Origin of the sequence: Microbacterium sp. MAH-37 (assembly GCF_009758255.1) — a bacterium.
In the GTDB taxonomy this organism is placed as follows: Bacteria; Actinomycetota; Actinomycetes; order Actinomycetales; family Microbacteriaceae; genus Microbacterium.
In genome coordinates this window covers 171,567-189,715 of sequence record NZ_WSEN01000009.1, presented here as the reverse complement: position 1 = coordinate 189,715, position 18,149 = coordinate 171,567, and the positions used below count along the sequence as shown (strand labels likewise).

General features: G+C 70.0%; 16 protein-coding genes. 10 read left to right on the top strand and 6 right to left on the bottom strand.

From position 1 onward, the window contains the following. Window positions 1-15: 15 nt before the first annotated feature. Together GON06_RS13130 and cydB are read left to right on the top strand one after the other, a co-directional pair. Window positions 16-1,602 carry a cytochrome ubiquinol oxidase subunit I gene (locus tag GON06_RS13130; protein WP_332837525.1) on the top strand — a complete coding sequence of 529 codons (1,587 nt, stop codon included), beginning with the start codon at window positions 16-18 and terminating at the stop codon, window positions 1,600-1,602. A 30-nt stretch (window positions 1,603-1,632) separates the two neighbouring features. Then, window positions 1,633-2,685 (top strand): cytochrome d ubiquinol oxidase subunit II, encoded by a 1,053-nt coding sequence (gene cydB / locus GON06_RS13125; RefSeq protein ID WP_157312724.1) that lies wholly within the window; start codon window positions 1,633-1,635, stop codon window positions 2,683-2,685. Window positions 2,686-2,698: 13 nt separating this feature from the next. On the opposite strand, the gene GON06_RS13120 is transcribed toward cydB, so the two are convergent. Then, complete coding sequence (locus tag GON06_RS13120; protein ID WP_332837524.1) at window positions 2,699-3,817, bottom strand: calcium:proton antiporter; 1,119 nt, start codon at window positions 3,815-3,817, stop codon at window positions 2,699-2,701. A 116-nt stretch (window positions 3,818-3,933) separates the two neighbouring features. Between GON06_RS13120 and GON06_RS13115 the strand changes: the two genes are divergently transcribed. Together GON06_RS13115 and GON06_RS13110 are read left to right on the top strand one after the other, a co-directional pair. Further along, on the top strand, window positions 3,934-5,022 hold the full coding sequence (locus tag GON06_RS13115; protein ID WP_157312723.1) for an NAD(P)-binding domain-containing protein: 1,089 nt from the start codon (window positions 3,934-3,936) through the stop codon (window positions 5,020-5,022). Between the two features lie 67 nt (window positions 5,023-5,089). Continuing rightward, entirely contained in the window at window positions 5,090-6,241 is a 1,152-nt protein-coding gene (locus GON06_RS13110) for a glycoside hydrolase family 3 N-terminal domain-containing protein (protein ID WP_157312722.1), read from the top strand. On the opposite strand, the gene GON06_RS13105 is transcribed toward GON06_RS13110, so the two are convergent. Beyond that, the gene (locus tag GON06_RS13105; RefSeq protein WP_332837523.1) at window positions 6,242-7,102 is read right to left on the bottom strand and encodes a 3-methyladenine DNA glycosylase; all 861 of its coding nucleotides are present in this window, start codon (window positions 7,100-7,102) and stop codon (window positions 6,242-6,244) included. Window positions 7,103-7,200: 98 nt separating this feature from the next. On the opposite strand from GON06_RS13105, the gene GON06_RS13100 reads away from it, so the two are divergent. Further along, window positions 7,201-7,680, top strand: a complete 480-nt coding sequence (locus tag GON06_RS13100) for a hypothetical protein (RefSeq protein ID WP_157312721.1) — start codon at window positions 7,201-7,203, stop codon at window positions 7,678-7,680. After that, on the top strand, window positions 7,677-9,812 hold the full coding sequence (locus tag GON06_RS13095) for a bifunctional polysaccharide deacetylase/glycosyltransferase family 2 protein (protein ID WP_332837522.1): 2,136 nt from the start codon (window positions 7,677-7,679) through the stop codon (window positions 9,810-9,812). The genes GON06_RS13100 and GON06_RS13095 overlap by 4 nt, the downstream gene beginning before the upstream one ends. Before the next feature lie 18 nt (window positions 9,813-9,830). On the opposite strand, the gene GON06_RS13090 is transcribed toward GON06_RS13095, so the two are convergent. Then, window positions 9,831-10,862, bottom strand: coding sequence for an App1 family protein (locus GON06_RS13090; RefSeq protein ID WP_157312720.1), 1,032 nt, complete (start codon window positions 10,860-10,862; stop codon window positions 9,831-9,833). Window positions 10,863-10,895: 33 nt separating this feature from the next. After that, the gene (locus GON06_RS13085) at window positions 10,896-11,552 is read right to left on the bottom strand and encodes a DedA family protein (RefSeq protein WP_332837521.1); all 657 of its coding nucleotides are present in this window, start codon (window positions 11,550-11,552) and stop codon (window positions 10,896-10,898) included. A 75-nt stretch (window positions 11,553-11,627) separates the two neighbouring features. Here GON06_RS13085 and pabB point away from each other — a divergent pair, with 75 nt between their 5' ends. The 4 genes from pabB (at window position 11,628) to GON06_RS13065 (ending at window position 16,566) form a co-directional block, all read left to right on the top strand. Continuing rightward, on the top strand, window positions 11,628-12,944 hold the full coding sequence (pabB, locus tag GON06_RS13080; protein ID WP_232528486.1) for an aminodeoxychorismate synthase component I: 1,317 nt from the start codon (window positions 11,628-11,630) through the stop codon (window positions 12,942-12,944). Window positions 12,945-13,020: 76 nt separating this feature from the next. After that, on the top strand, window positions 13,021-15,555 hold the full coding sequence (gene leuS, locus GON06_RS13075; protein WP_157312719.1) for a leucine--tRNA ligase: 2,535 nt from the start codon (window positions 13,021-13,023) through the stop codon (window positions 15,553-15,555). A 102-nt stretch (window positions 15,556-15,657) separates the two neighbouring features. Next, complete coding sequence (locus GON06_RS13070; RefSeq protein WP_157312718.1) at window positions 15,658-16,068, top strand: DUF4383 domain-containing protein; 411 nt, start codon at window positions 15,658-15,660, stop codon at window positions 16,066-16,068. A 3-nt stretch (window positions 16,069-16,071) separates the two neighbouring features. Continuing rightward, window positions 16,072-16,566: a hypothetical protein gene (locus tag GON06_RS13065; RefSeq protein ID WP_157312717.1), complete on the top strand. Its 495-nt coding sequence runs from the start codon at window positions 16,072-16,074 to the stop codon at window positions 16,564-16,566. Window positions 16,567-16,584: 18 nt separating this feature from the next. Here GON06_RS13065 and GON06_RS13060 read toward each other — a convergent pair whose 3' ends face one another. Together GON06_RS13060 and sigK are read right to left on the bottom strand one after the other, a co-directional pair. Further along, entirely contained in the window at window positions 16,585-17,340 is a 756-nt protein-coding gene (locus GON06_RS13060) for an anti-sigma factor (RefSeq protein ID WP_157312716.1), read from the bottom strand. Window positions 17,341-17,344: 4 nt separating this feature from the next. After that, the gene (gene sigK, locus GON06_RS13055) at window positions 17,345-17,938 is read right to left on the bottom strand and encodes an ECF RNA polymerase sigma factor SigK (RefSeq protein ID WP_198346696.1); all 594 of its coding nucleotides are present in this window, start codon (window positions 17,936-17,938) and stop codon (window positions 17,345-17,347) included. Window positions 17,939-18,149 lie beyond the last annotated feature (211 nt).

Here is an 18,149-nt window from a genome sequence, read left to right as displayed (position 1 = left end):
GCGAAGGAGATCCGCGTGGACGTGCTCGACATCGCCCGATGGCAGTTCGGCATCACGACCGTGTACCACTTCCTGATGGTCCCGCTGACGCTCGGTCTCGGTATGGCCGTAGCCATCATGCAGACCCGATGGGTGCGCACCGGCGACGAGAAGTTCCTCAGGATGACCAAGTTCTGGGGCAAGGTCTACCTGATCAACTTCATCGTCGGCGTCGCGACCGGACTCGTGCAGGAGTTCCAGTTCGGCATGGCGTGGAGCGAGTACTCCCGCTTCGTGGGCGACGTGTTCGGCGCCCCGCTCGCGATGGAGGGTCTACTGGCATTCTTCGTCGAGTCGACCTTCCTCGGCATCTGGATCTTCGGCTGGGGGCGCCTGCGCAAGGGGCTGCACCTGGCCGCGCTGTGGTGCGCGGTGATCGGGTCGTGGATCTCGGCGTTCTTCATCATCGTCGCGAACTCCTGGATGCAGCACCCCGTCGGCGTCGAGCTTGGCGACGACGGTCGTCCGGTGATGACGGACGTCTGGGCGGTGCTCACCAACAACACCGCGCTGGCGGCTTACACGCACACGATCCTCGGCGCGCTGGTCGTCGCCGGCATGTTCCTGCTCGGCATCTCCTGGTACCACCTGTGGCGCCGCCGGCACGACGGCATCGACACCGTCGACGCCACCGGCCGCGTCGTGGTCGGCCAGACGGATGCCGCGCCGGGGCGTGACAAGGTCGACCACGGCGTCTGGCTCTGGTCACTGCGCTTCGGGGCCGTCGTCGCGATCGTCGGCTTCCTCGGAACGGTCGTCTCGGGCGACATCCAGGGCAAGCTCATGTACGAGCAGCAGCCGATGAAGATGGCCGCGGCAGAGGCCGCCTGTCACACCGGATCGTCGTTCTCGGTGCTCTCGCTCGGCGACCCCGGTTCGAGCGACTGCTCCGACGTGATCACCCTCATCGAGGTTCCCGGCGTGCTCGGCTTCCTCGGCACCGGCGAGTGGGGCGCCGACATGCCCGGCATCCGCGACCTGGAGCCGCAGTACGTCGATCAGTACGGCGCGACCATCCCCGACGACGCGCTCTACGGCGACCGCGCCGGCACCGAGGTGCACTACGTGCCCGTGATGTGGGTCACCTACTGGGGCTTCCGGCTGATGATCGGCCTGGGCGGCGTCGTCGCGGCCGGCGCGGTGATCGCGCTCTGGCTGACCAGGAAGGGCACCGTGCTGCGCTCGAAGTGGATCATGCGGCTCGCTCTGCTCGGCATCGTCGCGCCGTTCGCCGCGAACATCGCCGGATGGATCTTCACGGAGCTCGGCCGGCAGCCGTTCGTGGTCGCGCCGAACCCCGACGCCACCGGCATCGACGGAGTCTTCATGTTCACCGCCGCAGCCGTCTCGCCTGGTGTCACGGCGGGGGAACTGCTGTTCTCGGTCATCACGCTCACCGCGGTGTACGGCGTGATGCTCGTGATCGAGCTTTTCCTGATGGTGAAGTACATCCGCGGCGGGGTCGCGGCCTCGATGCCCGAGCTGGGCGCACGTGGGCATGACGATGACGACGAGGGCTCCGATGGCCGGGCATCCGACGATGTGCTGTCCTTCGCGTACTGAACCGCTCGCCGAGAACTGGGAGGAATGACCATGGAACCGCTGCCCGTCGTCTGGTTCACCGCGATCGCGGTGCTGTGGATCGGCTATCTGCTGCTCGAGGGATTCGACCTCGGCGTGGGGATGCACATGATCTTCTCCACGCGGAACGAGCGCGACCGCCGGGTGATGCTGAACACGATCGGCCCGGTGTGGGACGGCAACGAGGTGTGGCTGATCACCGCAGGTGCCGCACTGTTCGCCGCGTTCCCGGCCTGGTACGCGTCGCTGTTCTCGACGCTGTACGTGCCTCTCACGATCACGCTCGTCGGGCTGATCGTGCGCGCGGTGGGCATCGAGTACCGAGGCAAGGTGGCGACGCAGCTCTGGCGCGACGTCTGGACCTGGCTGATCGGGCTCGGCTCGCTGATCGTGGCCTTCTGCATCGGTGCGGCGCTGGCGCTGACGTCGACAGGGCTGCCGATCGATGCCAACGGCGATCGCGTCGGCGGTCCGTTCGTGTGGCTGACGGTCCCGGCGGTGCTCGGCGGTCTCGCCGTGGTGGGCTTCGCCCTCGCACACTCGGCGACGTTCCTGGGTCTCAAGGCCGACGGCCCGGTGCGCGACCGCGCCGGACGGTTCGCGGCCCGCTGGGCTCCGCTCTGCCTGGTGCCCGCCGCGGTCTGGGCGCTGTGGGTGCAGTTCGAGCACGGCGGAAACGTGCTGTCGTGGGCGTTCATCGTGCTCGCAGTCGCCGGGGCGGTGTTCGGCTGGGTCTCGGCGCGTGGGCGTCGTGAGGGCTTCGCGTTCACCGGGTACGCCGCGTTCGGCCTGTTCGGCGCGGGGGCGGTGTTCGCGGGGATGTTTCCGCTGGTGCTGCCGTCGACCGTGGATGCCGCTTTCGATCTGACCGTCTGGAACGGATCGAACAGCCCGTACACACTCGGTGTGATGACCGTAGTGGCTGTCGTCGCGCTGCCCGTGGTGCTGCTCTACCAGGGCTGGAGCTACTGGATCTTCCGGGCGCGGGTGCGCCCCGGGATGATCCCCGAGGCGCACGTCGTGCTTCCGGCCGTGCTGCGAGCGGACGCGCGCCCGGCTCGCTGAGCCGGTCGCATCACTACGCGAACACGGTGAGGCCGTAGACGACGAACAGCATCAGGTGCGCCGACCCGCCGATCGCCGACACCCGGCGACCGGCGAAGGTCGCCACGGTGAGCAGCATCGTGGCGCCGAGCAGCACGAGATTGGTCGGTGTCTCGGCCAGCAGCACCGTCTGACCGGTGAACAGTCCGATCGCCAGCACCGCGGGGATGGTGAGGCCGACCGTCGAGACCAGCGCGCCGTGACAGAGGTTGCTGACCCGCTGCATCTCGCCGCCGAACGCGGCACGGACGGTGGTGATGGTCTCGGGCAGGAACACGATCATCGCGATCAGGATGCCGGACAGGGCGACCGGGGCGCCGAGGCGGTCGAGTCCGTCGTCGAGCAGCGTTGCCATGTCGTGCGAGAGCAGCACGATGGGCAGCACGGTGGCGACCAGCACAGCCGTGCGGAGCAGGATCTCGGTGCGGTGCTGTGCGAGCACCTGCCCGGTGCGCGGCGCGGCGGCGTCGTCCGCGTGGCCGGGTTCCGTGAAGTCCGCCGCCTGGGCGCCGGTCTGCCTGAGCAGGAAGAAGCCGTACAGCAGCAGGGTCAGGACGAGAATCGGGATCGCCTGCGCGGGTGTGTAGGCCCCACCGTCGCCGATCAGACCGGGAAGGAAGAACGCGGTGACCAGCAGCACCACGAGCAGGGACAGATAGGCGGAGACGCCGGTGCTGTTCGCGCGCAGCGAGCGATGCCGGATGCCGCCGACGAGAAGGGCGACGCCGACGACGAGGTTCAGGATGATCATCGACACAGCCATGACCGAGTCCCGTGCGATGGTGGTGTGCTCGCCCGGCCCGAGCATGACGGCGGAGATGAGGATCACCTCGATCAGCACGATGGAGAGAGTGAGCACGAGGGTGCCGTAGGGGTCACCGAGGCGGTGAGCCAGGTGCTCGGCCTCGGTCACCACGCCGAAGGCGCACACGATGATCACCGCGACGATGGCGGCGAGCACAGCGAGCAGCACAGGGCCGGGGAGAGGGGCCGACAGCAGCGGTCCTGCGAGGAGGACTGCGGCGAAGGCGCCCCAGCCGAGGACGAGGCGGACGACGACGGTCCGGGTGAGGATGCTCTTGATGGTGGTCACGAGGAATCCCTGATTCTGCGGGGTCGTCCCTGCTCGAGAGTGCACCCGCGGGTCGTCCCGCCGGCGTGTTCCATCCGCCCGGGATTCTACCGGAGCCGCCGGGGAACAGTATGTGCATGAATGCGGTTGACCGTGGTGTGGAACCTCTCGACAGCATCGTGATCGGCGCCGGCCAGGCCGGACTCTCCACGTCGTACCATCTGCGGCGGTTGGGCATCGATCACGTCGTGCTGGATGCGGACGAGCGTCCGGGCGGGGCATGGCAGCATCGCTGGGATGCGCTGACCATGCTCGACGTGCACAACGTCGCCGAGCTGCCCGGCGACGTACCACCCGCGCACACCTCAGAGCGCGCGAACCAGGCTGTGCCGGCCACGTTCGCCGCTTACGAGCGCCGCCACCACCTGCCGGTGATCCGTCCCGTGCACGTCGACCGCGTTGAGGATGAGAACGGCGTTCTCGTCGTTCATGCGGGGGAGCAGCGCTGGCACACCCGCACTCTCGTGAACGCGACCGGCACCTGGTCGCACCCGTTCCTGCCGCACTACCCCGGCATGGAGACCTTCCTCGGGGAGCAGCTGCACACGGTCGAGTACCCGGGGCCGGAGCACTTCGCGGGCAGGCGTGTCCTCGTGGTGGGCGGCGGAGCATCCGCCGTGCAGTTCCTCGGCGCACTTGCGCCCATCACCGACGTTCTCTGGGCGACGCGGCGCGAGCCGGTGTGGCGCACCGGGGAGTTCAACCCCGACGCGGGCGCGGCTGCTGTGGCGCTCGTGGAGAAGCGGGTCGCGCAGGGGCTCGCTCCGCAGAGCGTGGTGAGCGTGACGGGTCTGATGCTGCGCGAGCAGGAGCAGGAGGCGGCGCGCATGGGTGTCTACGACCGGCGCCTGCCGATGTTCGAGCGGATCGAGCCCGACGGAGTGCGCTGGGCCGACGGCCGTTTCGAGCGTGTCGATGCGATTCTCTGGGCGACCGGCTTCCGTCCCGCGATCTCGCATCTCGCTCCGCTGCATCTGCGCAGCGCCGCCGGGGGTATCCAGCTCGACCGGGAGGGGCGTGGGACGACGGCGGTGGCTGATCCGCGCATCCAGCTGGTCGGCTATGGTCCGTCCGCGAGCACGATCGGCGCGAACCGCGCCGGGCGGAGAGCCGCGCTCGGGGTGCAGGCCGCGCTCGCCGCGGAGCCTGTGGCTGCGGGCGTGTAGCAGCCTCAGCGGCGGATCGTGAGCAGACCTGCGGGCGGGTCACAGCCGGTCTCACTACGCTGGAACGATGCGCCGCACCGTGCTCGGGGTCCTCGCCGTCCTGGCGACGCTGGCCGTCGCGGGCTGTACGCCGAGTGCCCCGACGGTCGCTCAGACTCCGGCTCCGACTCGAACTTCGCAGACACCGGCCCCGACGCCCACGCCGGTCGATCCCGCCACAGCGCTGGTCGGGCGCATGAGCGTCGCCCAGCAGGCCCAGAGCGTCATCATGGGCACGATCCCCGGCGCCGATCCGGCAGCGGCGCGCGCGTACATGACCGGTGGCTTCGGCGGCTTCATCCTCATGGGCGGCAACGTCCCCGAGACTCCCGCGCAGCTGAAGGAGCTGACCACCGCGCTGACCGTCGATCCGACGCTCCCGCCGTTGATCGCGACCGACGAAGAGGGCGGCATCGTCAAGAGACTGCCCTGGGACGACCTGCCCAGCGCCAAGACGCTCAAGGGTGCGCCGCCGGCCGACGCCCAGCAGGCCTTCGCCGCTCGCGCGCAGCTTCTCGCCGATGCGGGCGTCGATGTGAACTTCGGCATCGTCGCCGACGTGCCCCGCGAGTCATCATCGTTCATCTACTCCCGCGCGCTGGGGACGGATCCCGATGCCGCATCCGAACGAGTGGCGGCGGCGGTGCAGGGCGAACACGGTACGGTCATGTCCACGCTGAAGCACTTCCCCGGGCACGGCGCGGCACCGGGCGACTCGCACCACGTCATCCCGTCCACGGCCGAGCCCCTCGAACAGTGGCGCACGTCGGACGCGAAGCCCTTCGAGGCGGGGATCAGCGCCGGCGCCGAGCTGCTGATGTTCGGGCACCTCGCCTACACCGCGGTGGATGCCGCACCGGCGTCCCTCTCCGCGCGCTGGCACGAGATCGCCCGTGACGACCTCGGCTTCGACGGTGTGATGATCACCGACGACCTGGGCATGCTGCAGTCCTCCGGCATCCCCGCGTACCGTGATCCGGTGCAGAACTCCGTGGCGGCGCTGGCCGCCGGAAACGACATGGTGCTGCTGGTCGCCGGCAGCGACGCGCAGACCGCCCCGCAGGTCGCCGCGGGCATCGTCGCGGCCGTCCAGGACGGGCGGCTTCCGGCTCAGCGCCTGCAGGACGCCGCGGAGCACGTCGCGGCGCTGCGGCTGGAGATCGCCGCGCGCGAGCGCTGATCAGGCGCCGAGCCAGGCGTCCAGCATCCGCTGCCTCAGCACCGTGCCGCGTTCGGCGAAGCCGCGCTGCTGCCTGACGTACTCGGCCTTGCCCTCTGGCGTCTCGATGCGCACCGGCTCGACACCCCAGTCGGAGAGGTCGTAGGGCGCCGCCTCCATGTCGAGCTGACGGATGTCGCGCGCGAGTTCGAACGTGTCCAGCATGAGTTCGCCCGGCAGCAGCGGGCCGAGCTTCATCGCCCACTTGTACAGGTCCATGCCGGCGTGCAGGCATCCGGGCTGCTCGATGTCGGGCTGCAGAGAGCGCGACAGCGGCAGGCTGTTGCGCGGAACAGCATCCGGCGTGAAGAACCGGAACGCGTCGAAGTGCGTGCAGCGCAGCTCGTTCGCCTCGACGACCGCATCTGTCCCTGCCTGGCCGAGGCGCAGCGGCGCCTGATGCCGGTGCTCCGCCTCGCGGTACACCATCGCCCACTCGTGCAATCCGAAGCACCCGAACCGGCCAGGGCGCGCGGCGGTGCTGCGGAGCATCCGCTCGACGAGCGCGGCGAGCTCCGGCTTCTCCGCCGAGAACACGGCGGCATCAGGCATCGCAGAACCGAAGACCGGACCGGGGGAGTACCACCGCCAGGTCTGCCGCTCGGCGGCATCCGCCAGCACGACGCCCGCTCCGGGATGCCACCGGCGCAGCTGCGCCGGTTTGTACGAGTAATAGGTGAAGAGGAAGTCCTCGACGGGATGCTTCTCGCCGCGCGCCGCACGCGCGCGATGAGCGGCGGTCAGCTCGTCGGCGCGCGCCTCATGCGCGCCGGCGCGGTCGGTCCACGCCGTGGCGTCGAGGAGCGGGATCGTGAGGGTCACTCCACGAGGATACGGCGCGTGCTCTGCCGGAATCCTCAGTGTTCGCGCCGGGCACGCGCGTAGAATCACGAGCGCCCGATCCCCCGAGGAGCTTCACCATGCCCGAGACGGTGACCCCCGAACCCGTCTTCGTCGACCCCGCAGGGCGCCGGATGCGCTGGATCCGTCGCACGCTGTGGGTGCTCGTCGCCCTCGCCATCGCATACGTCGCACTGGCGATCAGCGCGTTCCTGGGCGGCCCGACGATCGATGCGCCGCTGCTCCCGCAGCCGCCGGCAGCCGCTGCGCCGCCCGCGCCGACGCCGGCGCCGACGACGGCGGACGCCGTCCCCGTCCCCCCGAGCACCGCTCCCGTCGACGGCAGCTCCGAGCAGACGGATGCCGCCACATCGAGCGACCCCGCACCGGCCTCGGTCCCCTCCGCGTCGACCCCGCCCTCCACCGCGCCTGCCCCGGCTCCGGCTCCGACGGAGACCGCCCCGGGCAGCAGCGGCACCGCGCCAGGGCAGAACCGTTCGGGCGACACCCCCGGGGACGTCCACAAGGCCGAACCGACACCGAAGCCGCGCGCGTCGTGAGCCGCGCCCAGCTGCGGCGCGATGCGCGCGCCGCACGCGTGAAGGTGCACTGGATCTCGCTGATCGCGGTGCTGCTCGCCCTCGCCGCCGCCCTCGCCATCCAGGGTTACACGCACCACCTGACCTCGACGGATGAAGACTCCCGTCCCGCCGGCGATCGGGCGTCCGCCGCTGCTCAGGACCCCAGCGGCGAGCCGATCCTGGACACCAGGGATGGCGTCGACACCGCGGCCCCGAAGGACGGCACGCTCGCACTGACCTTCGACGACGGTCCCGACCCGGTCTGGACGCCGCGGATCCTCGACGTCCTCAAGGCCCACGGCGTGCACGCCACCTTCTTCGTCGTCGGCACCGCGGCCGCCGAGCATCCCGATCTCATCCGGCGGATCGTCGCCGAGGGGCACGAGATCGGCACCCACACCCTGACGCACGCCGACCTTGCGAATGCTCCGGACTGGCGCACGGACCTCGAGTTCGACGGTGCGCAGAGTGCTGTCGCCGGGGCGGGCGACATCACGACCTCGCTGTTCCGTCCGCCGTACAGCTCCACGCCGGCCGGCCTCGACCAGGGAACCTGGGACGTCGTCGAGGACGCCGGCGCGCGAGGCTACCTGTCGGTCCTCGCGACTCTGGACAGCCGTGACTGGGAGCGCCCGGGTGTCGACGAGATCGTGGCGAACTCCACGCCGCCTGACACCCAGGGTCAGATCCTGCTCATGCACGACGGCGGCGGGAACCGCTCCGAGACCGTCGCCGCACTCGACAGACTCCTGCCCGCGCTGCAGCAGCAGGGGATCACGGTGACGACGGTGGGCGACGCCGCCGATGTCGCGGGCACCGTCCGCGCCGCCACACCGGTCGAGCGGTTCCGCGGCACCGTGTTCGTCTCCACGCTCTGGGTGAGCGCGGCCGTGGTCGCCCTGATCGGGATCGGCCTGGTCGCCGCCGGCATCATCATGGTGGTGCGAGCGATCCTCGTGGTCGTGCTCGCCGCCCACCATCGCCGCCTGGCGAAGCAGCGGGCGAAGCGCCGGCCCTGGATCTACGACGGTCTGGTCTCCGTGATCGTCCCCGCCCACAACGAGGCGGCGGGCATCGAGGCCGCGGTCCGATCGATCGCCGCGTCGCGGCATCCGGTGGAGATCATCGTCGTCGACGACGGGTCCACCGACGACACGGCGGCCATCGTCGAGGGCCTCCGGCTGCCGCAGGTGACGCTGATCCGGCAGGCGAACGGCGGCAAGCCGTCTGCGCTGAACTCCGGCATCGCCGCAGCGCACGGCGAGCTCATCGTGATGGTGGACGGCGACACGGTGTTCGAGCCCGACACCGTCTCGCGGCTGATCCAGCCCTTCGAGGACGCCGCGGTCGGTGCGGTCTCGGGCAACACCAAGGTCGCCAACCGCGGCGGCGTGCTGGGAGCGTGGCAGCACATCGAGTACGTGGTCGGATTCAACCTCGACCGCCGCCTGTTCGACGTCGCGGAGTGCATGCCGACGGTGCCCGGTGCGATCGGCGCGTTCCGCCGCGTGGCCCTGAGGCGGGTCGGCGGCGTCAGCGACGAGACGCTCGCCGAGGACACCGACCTGACCATGGCGCTGTGCCGCGACGGCTGGCGAGTGGTGTACCAGGAGGACGCGCGGGCCTGGACCGAGGCGCCCGCCACGCTCGGCGCGCTCTGGAAGCAGCGCTACCGGTGGTGCTACGGCACGCTCCAGGCGATGTGGAAGCACCGCGGCGCGATGCTGCAGAAGGGCCAGGCGGGCAAGCTCGGCCGGCGTGGTCTCACGTATCTGCTGGTGCTGCAGGTGCTGCTGCCGCTGTTCGCCCCGCTGGTGGACGTGTTCGCGGTCTACGGACTGTTCTTCCTCGACCCGATTCGCGTCCTGGCGGTGTGGCTCGGCTTCCTGGCGATCCAGCTCGGCATGGCCGTCTACGCGTTCCGCATGGACGGTGAGTCGCTGAAGCCGCTGTGGACCCTGCCTCTGCAGCAGGTCGTCTACCGGCAGTTGATGTACCTGGTGGTGATCCAGTCCGTCTTCACCGCGATCGCCGGCAACAGGCTGCGCTGGCACCGGATGAAGCGCTACGGCTCGCTGCGCGTGCCGCCGGCGACGGCGAACGTCGGCTGAGCGGGGAACGGCCCCCGGTCAGTCCCTCGGGTCGACGATGCCGGCCTCGCCGAGCAGCTCGCGCAGCCCTGCGCCGTCCACCGCGCTGACCCACGGCACGTCGTCGCCGGAGTGATCGCCGGCGACGGTGCGGCCGCCGGCCAGCACGGCCTCGGCGGGCAGCAGACGACGGATCGCGACGCCGGCGACAGACGACGGATGCTCGACGAGGAACTGTCCGTAGGTCGACTCGTCGTGCTGGCCGTCATCGCCGATGAGCAGCCAGCGGATCTCGGGGAACTCCTCTGCGAGGCGCCGCAGGTTGGCGAGCTTGTGCTCGCGGCCGCTGCGGAACCAGCGATCGTGCGTGGGCCCCCAGTCCGTGAGCAGCATCGAGCCCTGCGGGAACAGGTGGCGGGAGAGGAACCTGCGCAGTGTGGGCGCCACGTTCCACGCGCCGGTGGACAGGTAGATCATCGGCGAACCGGGGTGGTCGCGCATGATCTGCTCGAGCAGCACCGCCATCCCCGGCACCGGGGTGCGGGCGTGCTCGTCCACGACGAACGAGTTCCAGGCCGCGACGAACGGGCGGGGGAGCGCGGTGACCATGACGGTGTCGTCCACGTCGCAGACCACGCCGAAGCGGATGTCCTCGTCGACGACGAACGCGGTCGCCTCGACCGGCTCCTGCCGGTCGGTGGCCATGGTGAACGTCTGCCAGCCCGGTTCGAGGTCGGCCTCGACGACGGTGTCCACCACCCCGCCACGGTCGGCGACGACGGTGTGCGTGCGACCGCCTATCTCGATCCGCACTGAGGCGAAGCTCACCGGGATGCCGGCGAAGGAGCGCCAGCCGCGCACACCCGCGCCGTCGTCGCTGGCCTTGCGCGGCAGCGGCGGCACGATGAGCACGCGCCCGACGATCCGCACCCAGCCCTTGCCGCCGTAGCCGGGGAAGGGGACGACGGTCGCCGAACGCCCTCGTCTGCGTGCGCGACGTTCGCGTGAGACGTGGAAGCGGTGTTCGAGGCGGGCGAACCAATGGATCTTGGCCGCGGCGGCGGGTGACATCCCCTTCAGTCTTTCACGGATGTCGAGTGCGTCTTACGCGCTCGGCCCATCCGCATCCGACATGTGATGTTCCTCGCGGCGGGAGATGATCTTCTTCACGACGAACACGATCACGAGGAACAGCACGATCGCGCCGACGAACAGGTAGCCGGCGTAGTGCACGCGATCCACGAGCTCCTTGAAACTGCCGGCCACGAGCGAACCGACGCTGACGTACACCGTCGCCCACAGCACGCAGGCCGGCAGCGTCCAGGCGATGAAGCGCCGATAGGCGTACTCGCTCATCCCGACCGTGAGCGGCACCAGCGAGTGCAGCACCGGCAGGAACCGGGACAGGAAGATCGCGATGCCGCCGCGGCGCTGCAGATAGCGCTCGGACCTGACCCAGTGGTCCTCGCCGATCCAGCGTCCTATCCGGGAGTGGCGGATGTGCGGTCCGATCCAGTGCCCGAGCCAGAAGCCGACCGATTCGCCGAGGAGGGATCCGATCACGACCGCGATGACGAGGAACACCCCCTGCCACACATCGGTGACGCCGACGGCGGCGACCAGCACGACGGTGTCGCCGGGCACGATGAGACCGATCAGGATGCTCGTCTCGAGCATGATCGCGACGCCCGCGATGAGAGTCCGCAGCACCGGATCCATCGACTGCACGGCGTCGATGATCCACGTCAGGAACTGGTCCACGGAACGAGCGTACGGCCTGCACGGCATCATTCGCTGAGAGTGGTACGCCGCGCGCCGTACGCTTGCTTCGTGTCCCTGCCGTCCGTGCTGCTCGCCCGTGCCCTCGACCGTCGCGGCGACCTCGAGGGGCTGTTCTCGCGGATGGACGACGGCGCGCAGGCGGCCTTCTGGCTGGACGCAGGTCCTGACGCCGCGGAGGGATGGAGCATCCTCGGTGTCGGCCGCCCGGAGACGGATGCCGGACGCGTCTCCCGCACCGTGATCGGCGGCGAGCACGGAGCGGAGAGCCCGGTACCGTTCCATGGCGGATGGGTGGGCTGGATGTCCTACGAGGACGGCGCGCGCCGCATGGCGGCGCCGGCGGCGGACCCCGAGACCGGCTCCGCCTGGATCGTGGTCGATCGCGCGATCGCCGTCGACCACTCCACCGGCCGCTTCTGGGCCCTGGCGCCCGCCGACGACCTGGACGACTGGCATCGCGCTCTGGCGGGTCTGCTGTCGCCGGCGCCGCCGGCCGCACCGGCGCGGCCGCCGGCATCCGTCGCCGTCGCCCGGCACGGCGTCGACGAGTATGTCGCGCTCGTGGAGCGCTGCCGCGACGCCATCCGCGCCGGTGACGCGTACCTGCTCTGTCTCACGACCCGCTTCACGACGGATGCCCCGCCCGACCCCTTCGCGGTGTACCGGCGCCTGCGCGCCGCGACGCCCGCGCACCACGGCGGGTATCTGCGAACCGGTGGCACCCATCTGCTCAGCGCGAGCCCGGAGCAGTTCCTGGAGGTACGCGACGGCGTGGTGCGCACCAGCCCGATCAAGGGCACGCGGCCGCGCGGGACCACGCCGGAACAGGACGCCGCTCTCGCCGCGGAGCTGCATGCCAGCGAGAAGGAGCGCGCCGAGAACGTCATGATCGTCGATCTGATGCGCAACGACCTCTCGCACGTCGGCGTTCCGGGCACGATCGTGGTGGAGCGGCTCTGGCAGGTCGAGTCGTACCCTGCGGTGCATCAGCTGGTGAGCACGGTGAGTGCTCGGCTTCGTGACGGTGTCACCGTCGACGATCTCGGCGAGGCGGCCTTCCCCGCCGGCAGCATGACCGGCGCCCCGAAGCTCTCCGCCATGACGATCCTGCACGAGCTGGAGCGCGCTCCTCGCGGCGTCTACTCCGGGTGCTTCGGCCACATCGGTCTCGACGGCTCCGCCGATCTGGGCATGGTGATCCGCAGCGTCCTGGTCGACGGGGGGACGGCCTACGTCGGCGCCGGAGGAGGGATCACCTGGCTGTCGGATGCCGCGGAGGAGGCCGCCGAGGTCGCTACCAAGGCGCGTGCGCCGCTCGCGGCGCTGGGCGCGGAGCTGCCGGAGGAGTGGCTGGCCGCCCCGCGAGCGTAGCGAGCCGAAACGAGCGATATCCTGGAAGTTCCCGTCTTTCATCAGGTAATCCGCATCCCGTCAGATTGGCCGTCCCTTGTCTGAGCACCCGACCGACAACACCGAAACCGCAGAGCCGCTGTCCGCGCACGCCATCCAGGACAAGTGGCAGCAGTACTGGGCCGAGAACGACACGTTCCGGGCCGGCGGCGACGAGGACGAGCGGCCGCGGAAGTACATCCTCGGGATGTTCCCGTACCCGTCGGGCGACCTGCACATGGGGCACGCGATCAACTACCTGTACCCCGACATCGTCGCGCGCTACTGGCGGCACCGCGGGCAGAACGTACTGAACCCGATCGGGTGGGACTCGTTCGGCCTGCCGGCCGAGAACGCGGCGATCAAGCGCGGTGCCGACCCGCGCGAGTGGACCTACAAGAACATCGAGCAGCACAAGGCCGGATTCCGCGGCTACGGCATGTCCTACGACTGGACGCGCGTGCTGCACACCTCCGACCCGGAGTACTACCGCTGGAACCAGTGGCTGTTCCTGAAGCTGTACGAGAAGGGCCTGGCGTACCGCAAGAAGAGCGCGGTGAACTGGTGCCCGAACGACCAGACGGTGCTGGCCAACGAGCAGGTCGTCGACGGCCGCTGCGAGCGGTGCGGTGCCGAAGTCGTGAAGAAGAAGCTCACGCAGTGGTACTTCAAGATCACCGACTACGCCGATCGCCTGCTGGACGACCTGGACGCACTCGAGGGGCACTGGCCGCACAAGGTGCTGCAGATGCAGCGCAACTGGATCGGCCGCTCGCACGGCGCCGACGTCGACTTCCGCATCGAGGGCCGGGAAGAGCCGGTCACGGTGTTCTCGACGCGTCCTGACACCCTGCACGGCGCAACGTTCTTCGTCGTCGCGCCCGACGCCGACCTCGCGGCAGAGCTGGCAGCGGGCTCCTCGGCCGAGGTGCGGATGCGCTTCCAGGACTACCTGGAGAAGACGCAGAAGGAATCCGACATCGAGCGGCAGTCCACCGACCGCCCGAAGACCGGTGTCTTCCTGGAGCGCTATGCGATCAATCCGGTCAATGGCGAGCGACTGCCGATCTGGGCCGCCGACTACGTGCTGGCCGACTACGGCCACGGCGCGGTCATGGCCGTGCCTGCCCACGACCAGCGCGACCTGGACTTCGCCCGGGCGTTCGACCTGCCGGTGAAGATCGTCGTGGACACCACCGTCCCCGGCGGTGCGAACGAGGGCGGCGACCTGGCCGAGCTCGACCCCGCGATCACCGGCACCGCCCTGGTCGGCAACGGCGTGATGACGGGCTCGGGAGACCTGGACGGCCTCGAGAAGACCGACGCGATCGCCCGCACCATCGAGCGGATGGAGCAGGCCGGCACCGGCCGAGCGGCCAAGAACTACCGTCTGCGCGACTGGCTGATCTCGCGCCAGCGCTTCTGGGGCACGCCGATCCCGATGCTGCACCTGCAGGACGAGACCGTCGTGCCCGTGCCCGAGGACCGCCTGCCGGTGAAGCTGCCGAGCGTCGAGGGCCTGGACCTCAAGCCCAAGGGGAGCTCGCCGCTGGGCGCCGCGGCCGACTGGGTGCGGACGATCGACCCGGCATCCGGCGAGCCGGCGCTGCGTGACCCCGACACCATGGACACCTTCGTGGACAGCTCGTGGTACTTCCTGCGCTTCCTGTCGCCGAACAGCGACCAGTTCGCCTTCGACCCCGAGCAGGCCAGGCGCTGGGCGCCGGTGGACGGCTACTTCGGCGGCATCGAGCACGCCATCCTGCACCTGCTCTACTCGCGCTTCATCACCAAGGTCTTCTTCGACCTGGGGCTGATCGACTTCGAGGAGCCGTTCTCCAACCTGGTCAACCAGGGCATGGTGCTGATGGACGGCTCGAAGATGTCGAAGAGCAAGGGCAACCTGGTCGAGCTCTCCGACCTGCTCGCGCAGTACGGCGCCGACTCGCTGCGCCTCGCACTGGCCTTCGCCGGCCCGGTGGAGGACGACAAGGAGTGGAACGGCGTCTCGCTCTCCGGTGCGCACAAGTTCCTGGCCCGTGTCCTGCGCGTCGGCGACGAGACCTCCAGTCCGGTCGGAGCGGACGCCGCGACCGGTGATGTCGCGCTGCGCCGCATCACCCACCGACTGCTGGCCGACGCTCCCGGCCTGGTCGAGCAGACGAAGTTCAACGTGCTGGTCGCGCGCCTGATGGAGCTGGTCAACGGCATCCGCAAGACCATCGACACCGGTGCGGGCGCTGCCGACCCCGCCGTGCGCGAGGCCGCCGAGACGGTGGCGATGATGATCGAGACCATCGCGCCGCACACCGGCGAGGAGCTGTGGGCACGGCTCGGCCACGAGCCTTCGGTCAGCGCCGTGCAGTGGCCGGATGCCGAGCCCGCGCTGCTGGTGGACGACACGGTCACCACCGCCGTGCAGGTGAACGGCAAGGTGCGCTCCACGCTCGATGTGGCAGCCGACATCTCCGACGCAGATCTCGAGGCCGCGGCCCGTGCCGACGAGAAGGTGCAACGCGCCCTGGAGGGCAAGGAGATCGTGCGCGTGATCGTGCGCGCTCCGAAGATCGTCAACTTCGCCGTCAAGGGCTGACCGACCCCGGCATTCTCCGCGTCGCAGGATCGGCGGCATCCGATCCTGCGACGGTTCCGAACACTCTCTGAGCGGCAACCGTCGCAGGAGAAGGAGAGTGTCATGCGTACGTCCCCGAATCGTCTCATCGCCGTCATCTTCGGCGCCGTCTACGTCCTGGTCGGACTGCTCGGCTTCGCCGTGACCGGCGGCGTGTCCTTCCTCGCGACCGAGGGAGGGCTGCTGCTGGGCATCTTCATGGTGAATCCGCTGCACAACGTGGCGCATCTGCTCATCGGTGCGGCCCTGCTGATCAGCGGTCTGATCTCGGTGAGGGCGGCCAAGGCGACGAACATCGTCGTCGGCGCGGCCTATCTGCTGCTCGGCATCGCCGGATTCTTCCTGGTCGGCACCGCGGCGAACATCCTGGCCCTCAACACCTTCGATCACTTCCTGCACCTCGCCAGCGCCCTGCTGCTTCTGGCCCTCGGTGTCGCGACTGATCGGACGGCGCAGCGCCTGGCCGTGAGCTGACCGATGAGCGCTCTGGTGCAGACGTGGCCCGCCGTGTTCGCGTGGGGCAGCGGGCTCCTGCACCTCGGCCTCGGCGCGTCCCTCCGCGCCGAGGCCACCGGCGCGGCCGGCGTCCTGGCGATGGCCGCGCTCCTCGTGCTGGGGCTGGGGGAGCTCGCCTGGGGGATGGCGAGTCTCCGTGCGGGGCGCCCACGGGCGCCCCGCACGGCGGTGCTCGGGGCGCTGGCGGGGGTTGCTGTCGCGCCGGCAGCCCTCGCGACAGGATGCTCGGCCGTGGCCGTCGCCGCCGCTCTGCTCCTGGCGCTGTCCGCGGTCGGTCTCGCCTCCCGGGGGAAGGCGGGATCGACCGCTTCGACACCGCGCAGGGCGCCGGGCGCTCTGATCGCCGCGGCGGCGATCGCGGCCGCTGTGGTGACGCCGGCGCTGGCCACGACCGACACACCGTCCCACATCGGAGATCTGCCTTCGGGCGGGCAAGGTGTCCACTCCGGGCATTGATCTGCGGGCCCGGCAGACTCAGGCCGTCGGGATCACCACGATCGGCTCGCTCGTCGGCTTCCCGTCCGGCGCTCCTCCCTGGTGCTCGACGGTGACGGCGACCACATCGCCCGGCTGCATGCCCGGCTCCAACAGGGCTGTCGTCGTCGATCCCGTCGCGTCGAAGACGCCGGCGGAGATCGGTGTCTCACCGCGCACGTACCAGAGCTCGTAGGTCTGATCGTCGCTCAGAGACGGGAGCTCATCCGCGACGAGCACGGCCTCGCCCTCGGAGGCGGACCAGTGCAGGGTCGCGCTGCCGCCGCCCGCCACCTCGGCGGTGGCCTGCTGAGCGTCCGATGCGGATTCGATGCGGTCGAGCGCCGTCACGTACGCCGGCCTGGTGGCCTGCTGCACGATGATCGACGCCCCGATGCCGATGCCCGCCACCAGCACGACGGAGGCGGCGAGTGCGAACCAGCGCCGCCGAGGCGACGGACGGCTGGGCTTCGTCACCACCGCGGAACCCGACCTGTCCGGGTGCGCGGGCTCCTTCACGTCCGTCGCAGCGGACGGCGCGTCGATACGGGCCAGAACGCTCTCCAGCACATGCGCCGGCGGCACGACCTCGTCGACGAGGTCGGCGAGTGCCGCGGCTGTCCCGGCGTCCTCCTGCGTATCCGCAGCCCATTCCGGATGATCTGCAAGCGCACGACGGTACGCCTGCCGGTCGTCGTCGCTCAGCGCGCCGAGGGCCTCGCCGGCCGAGAGCATGTCGAACTCCTGCTTGTCCATCGCGTCACCTCATCTCCTTCCGCAGTCGTGTCAAGCCGTCCCGCATCCTCGTCTTCACCGTTCCCAGCGGACTGCCCGTGAGCACGGCGATCTCACTCTGCGAGTATCCGCCGTAATAGGCCAGGGTGATCACCTCGCGCTGCGCATCGGGGAGCCTTCGGAGCGCACCGCCGATCCGCTCCGACTCCACCTTGAGCTCGACCTGTTCGTCGACCGATGCCGGTGCGGAGGCGAGATCTCTCAGGCCCGCCCTTCGATCCCTGTCGGAACCGGCCTGCGCCGACCGCACCCTGTCGATCGCCCGGCGGTGCGCGATCGTCAGCAGCCAGGAGCGTCCCTGACCTCTCTTCGGAGTGAAGCGCGAGGCGGATTGCCAGACTTCGAGGAACACCTCCTGCAGCACTTCCTCGCTCTGCGCGCGGTCCACGAGGATCCGGAGGATGAGGCCGAACGCGCGGGGGGAGAGCATCCCGTACAGCTCCGCGAAGGCGTTCCGGTCGCCGCGCGCGACGAGAAGGATGAGGTCGCCGGCGGTGTCGACGGGAACCGGCTCGCCCTCGGGCACGTCGATTCCGTCGATCACCATGTCCACAAGCATGCCCTACTCCCTTCGCCGGGATCGCCGATCAGCCGAATGTGAAGGCGCAGACCTCGACGAGAGGGGAGCGGTACGCCTTCCGGGGCGAGCCGATGATGATCGGTTCCATGCGCTCTCCTTCGTCACAGTCTCTTCGGTGCGGCGCGCTGAGCGGTTTGTCCCGGTTCTGCTCCGACCCGGATCCGGCACGCTCTCGCCCCCTCGTCGCCGC

Excerpts from the sequence above, each read along its gene's own strand:
- GON06_RS13090 (WP_157312720.1), bottom strand. The coding sequence starts at position 10,862 with ATGTCACCCGCCGCCGCGGCCAAGATCCATTGGTTCGCCCGCCTCGAA.
- GON06_RS13100 (WP_157312721.1), top strand. The coding sequence starts at position 7,201 with ATGCCCGAGACGGTGACCCCCGAACCCGTCTTCGTCGACCCCGCAGGG.
- GON06_RS13070 (WP_157312718.1), top strand. The coding sequence starts at position 15,658 with ATGCGTACGTCCCCGAATCGTCTCATCGCCGTCATCTTCGGCGCCGTC.
- GON06_RS13115 (WP_157312723.1), top strand. The coding sequence starts at position 3,934 with ATGAATGCGGTTGACCGTGGTGTGGAACCTCTCGACAGCATCGTGATC.
- sigK (WP_198346696.1), bottom strand. The coding sequence starts at position 17,938 with ATGCTTGTGGACATGGTGATCGACGGAATCGACGTGCCCGAGGGCGAG.
- GON06_RS13060 (WP_157312716.1), bottom strand. The coding sequence starts at position 17,340 with ATGGACAAGCAGGAGTTCGACATGCTCTCGGCCGGCGAGGCCCTCGGC.
- cydB (WP_157312724.1), top strand. The coding sequence starts at position 1,633 with ATGGAACCGCTGCCCGTCGTCTGGTTCACCGCGATCGCGGTGCTGTGG.
- GON06_RS13110 (WP_157312722.1), top strand. The coding sequence starts at position 5,090 with ATGCGCCGCACCGTGCTCGGGGTCCTCGCCGTCCTGGCGACGCTGGCC.
- GON06_RS13065 (WP_157312717.1), top strand. The coding sequence starts at position 16,072 with ATGAGCGCTCTGGTGCAGACGTGGCCCGCCGTGTTCGCGTGGGGCAGC.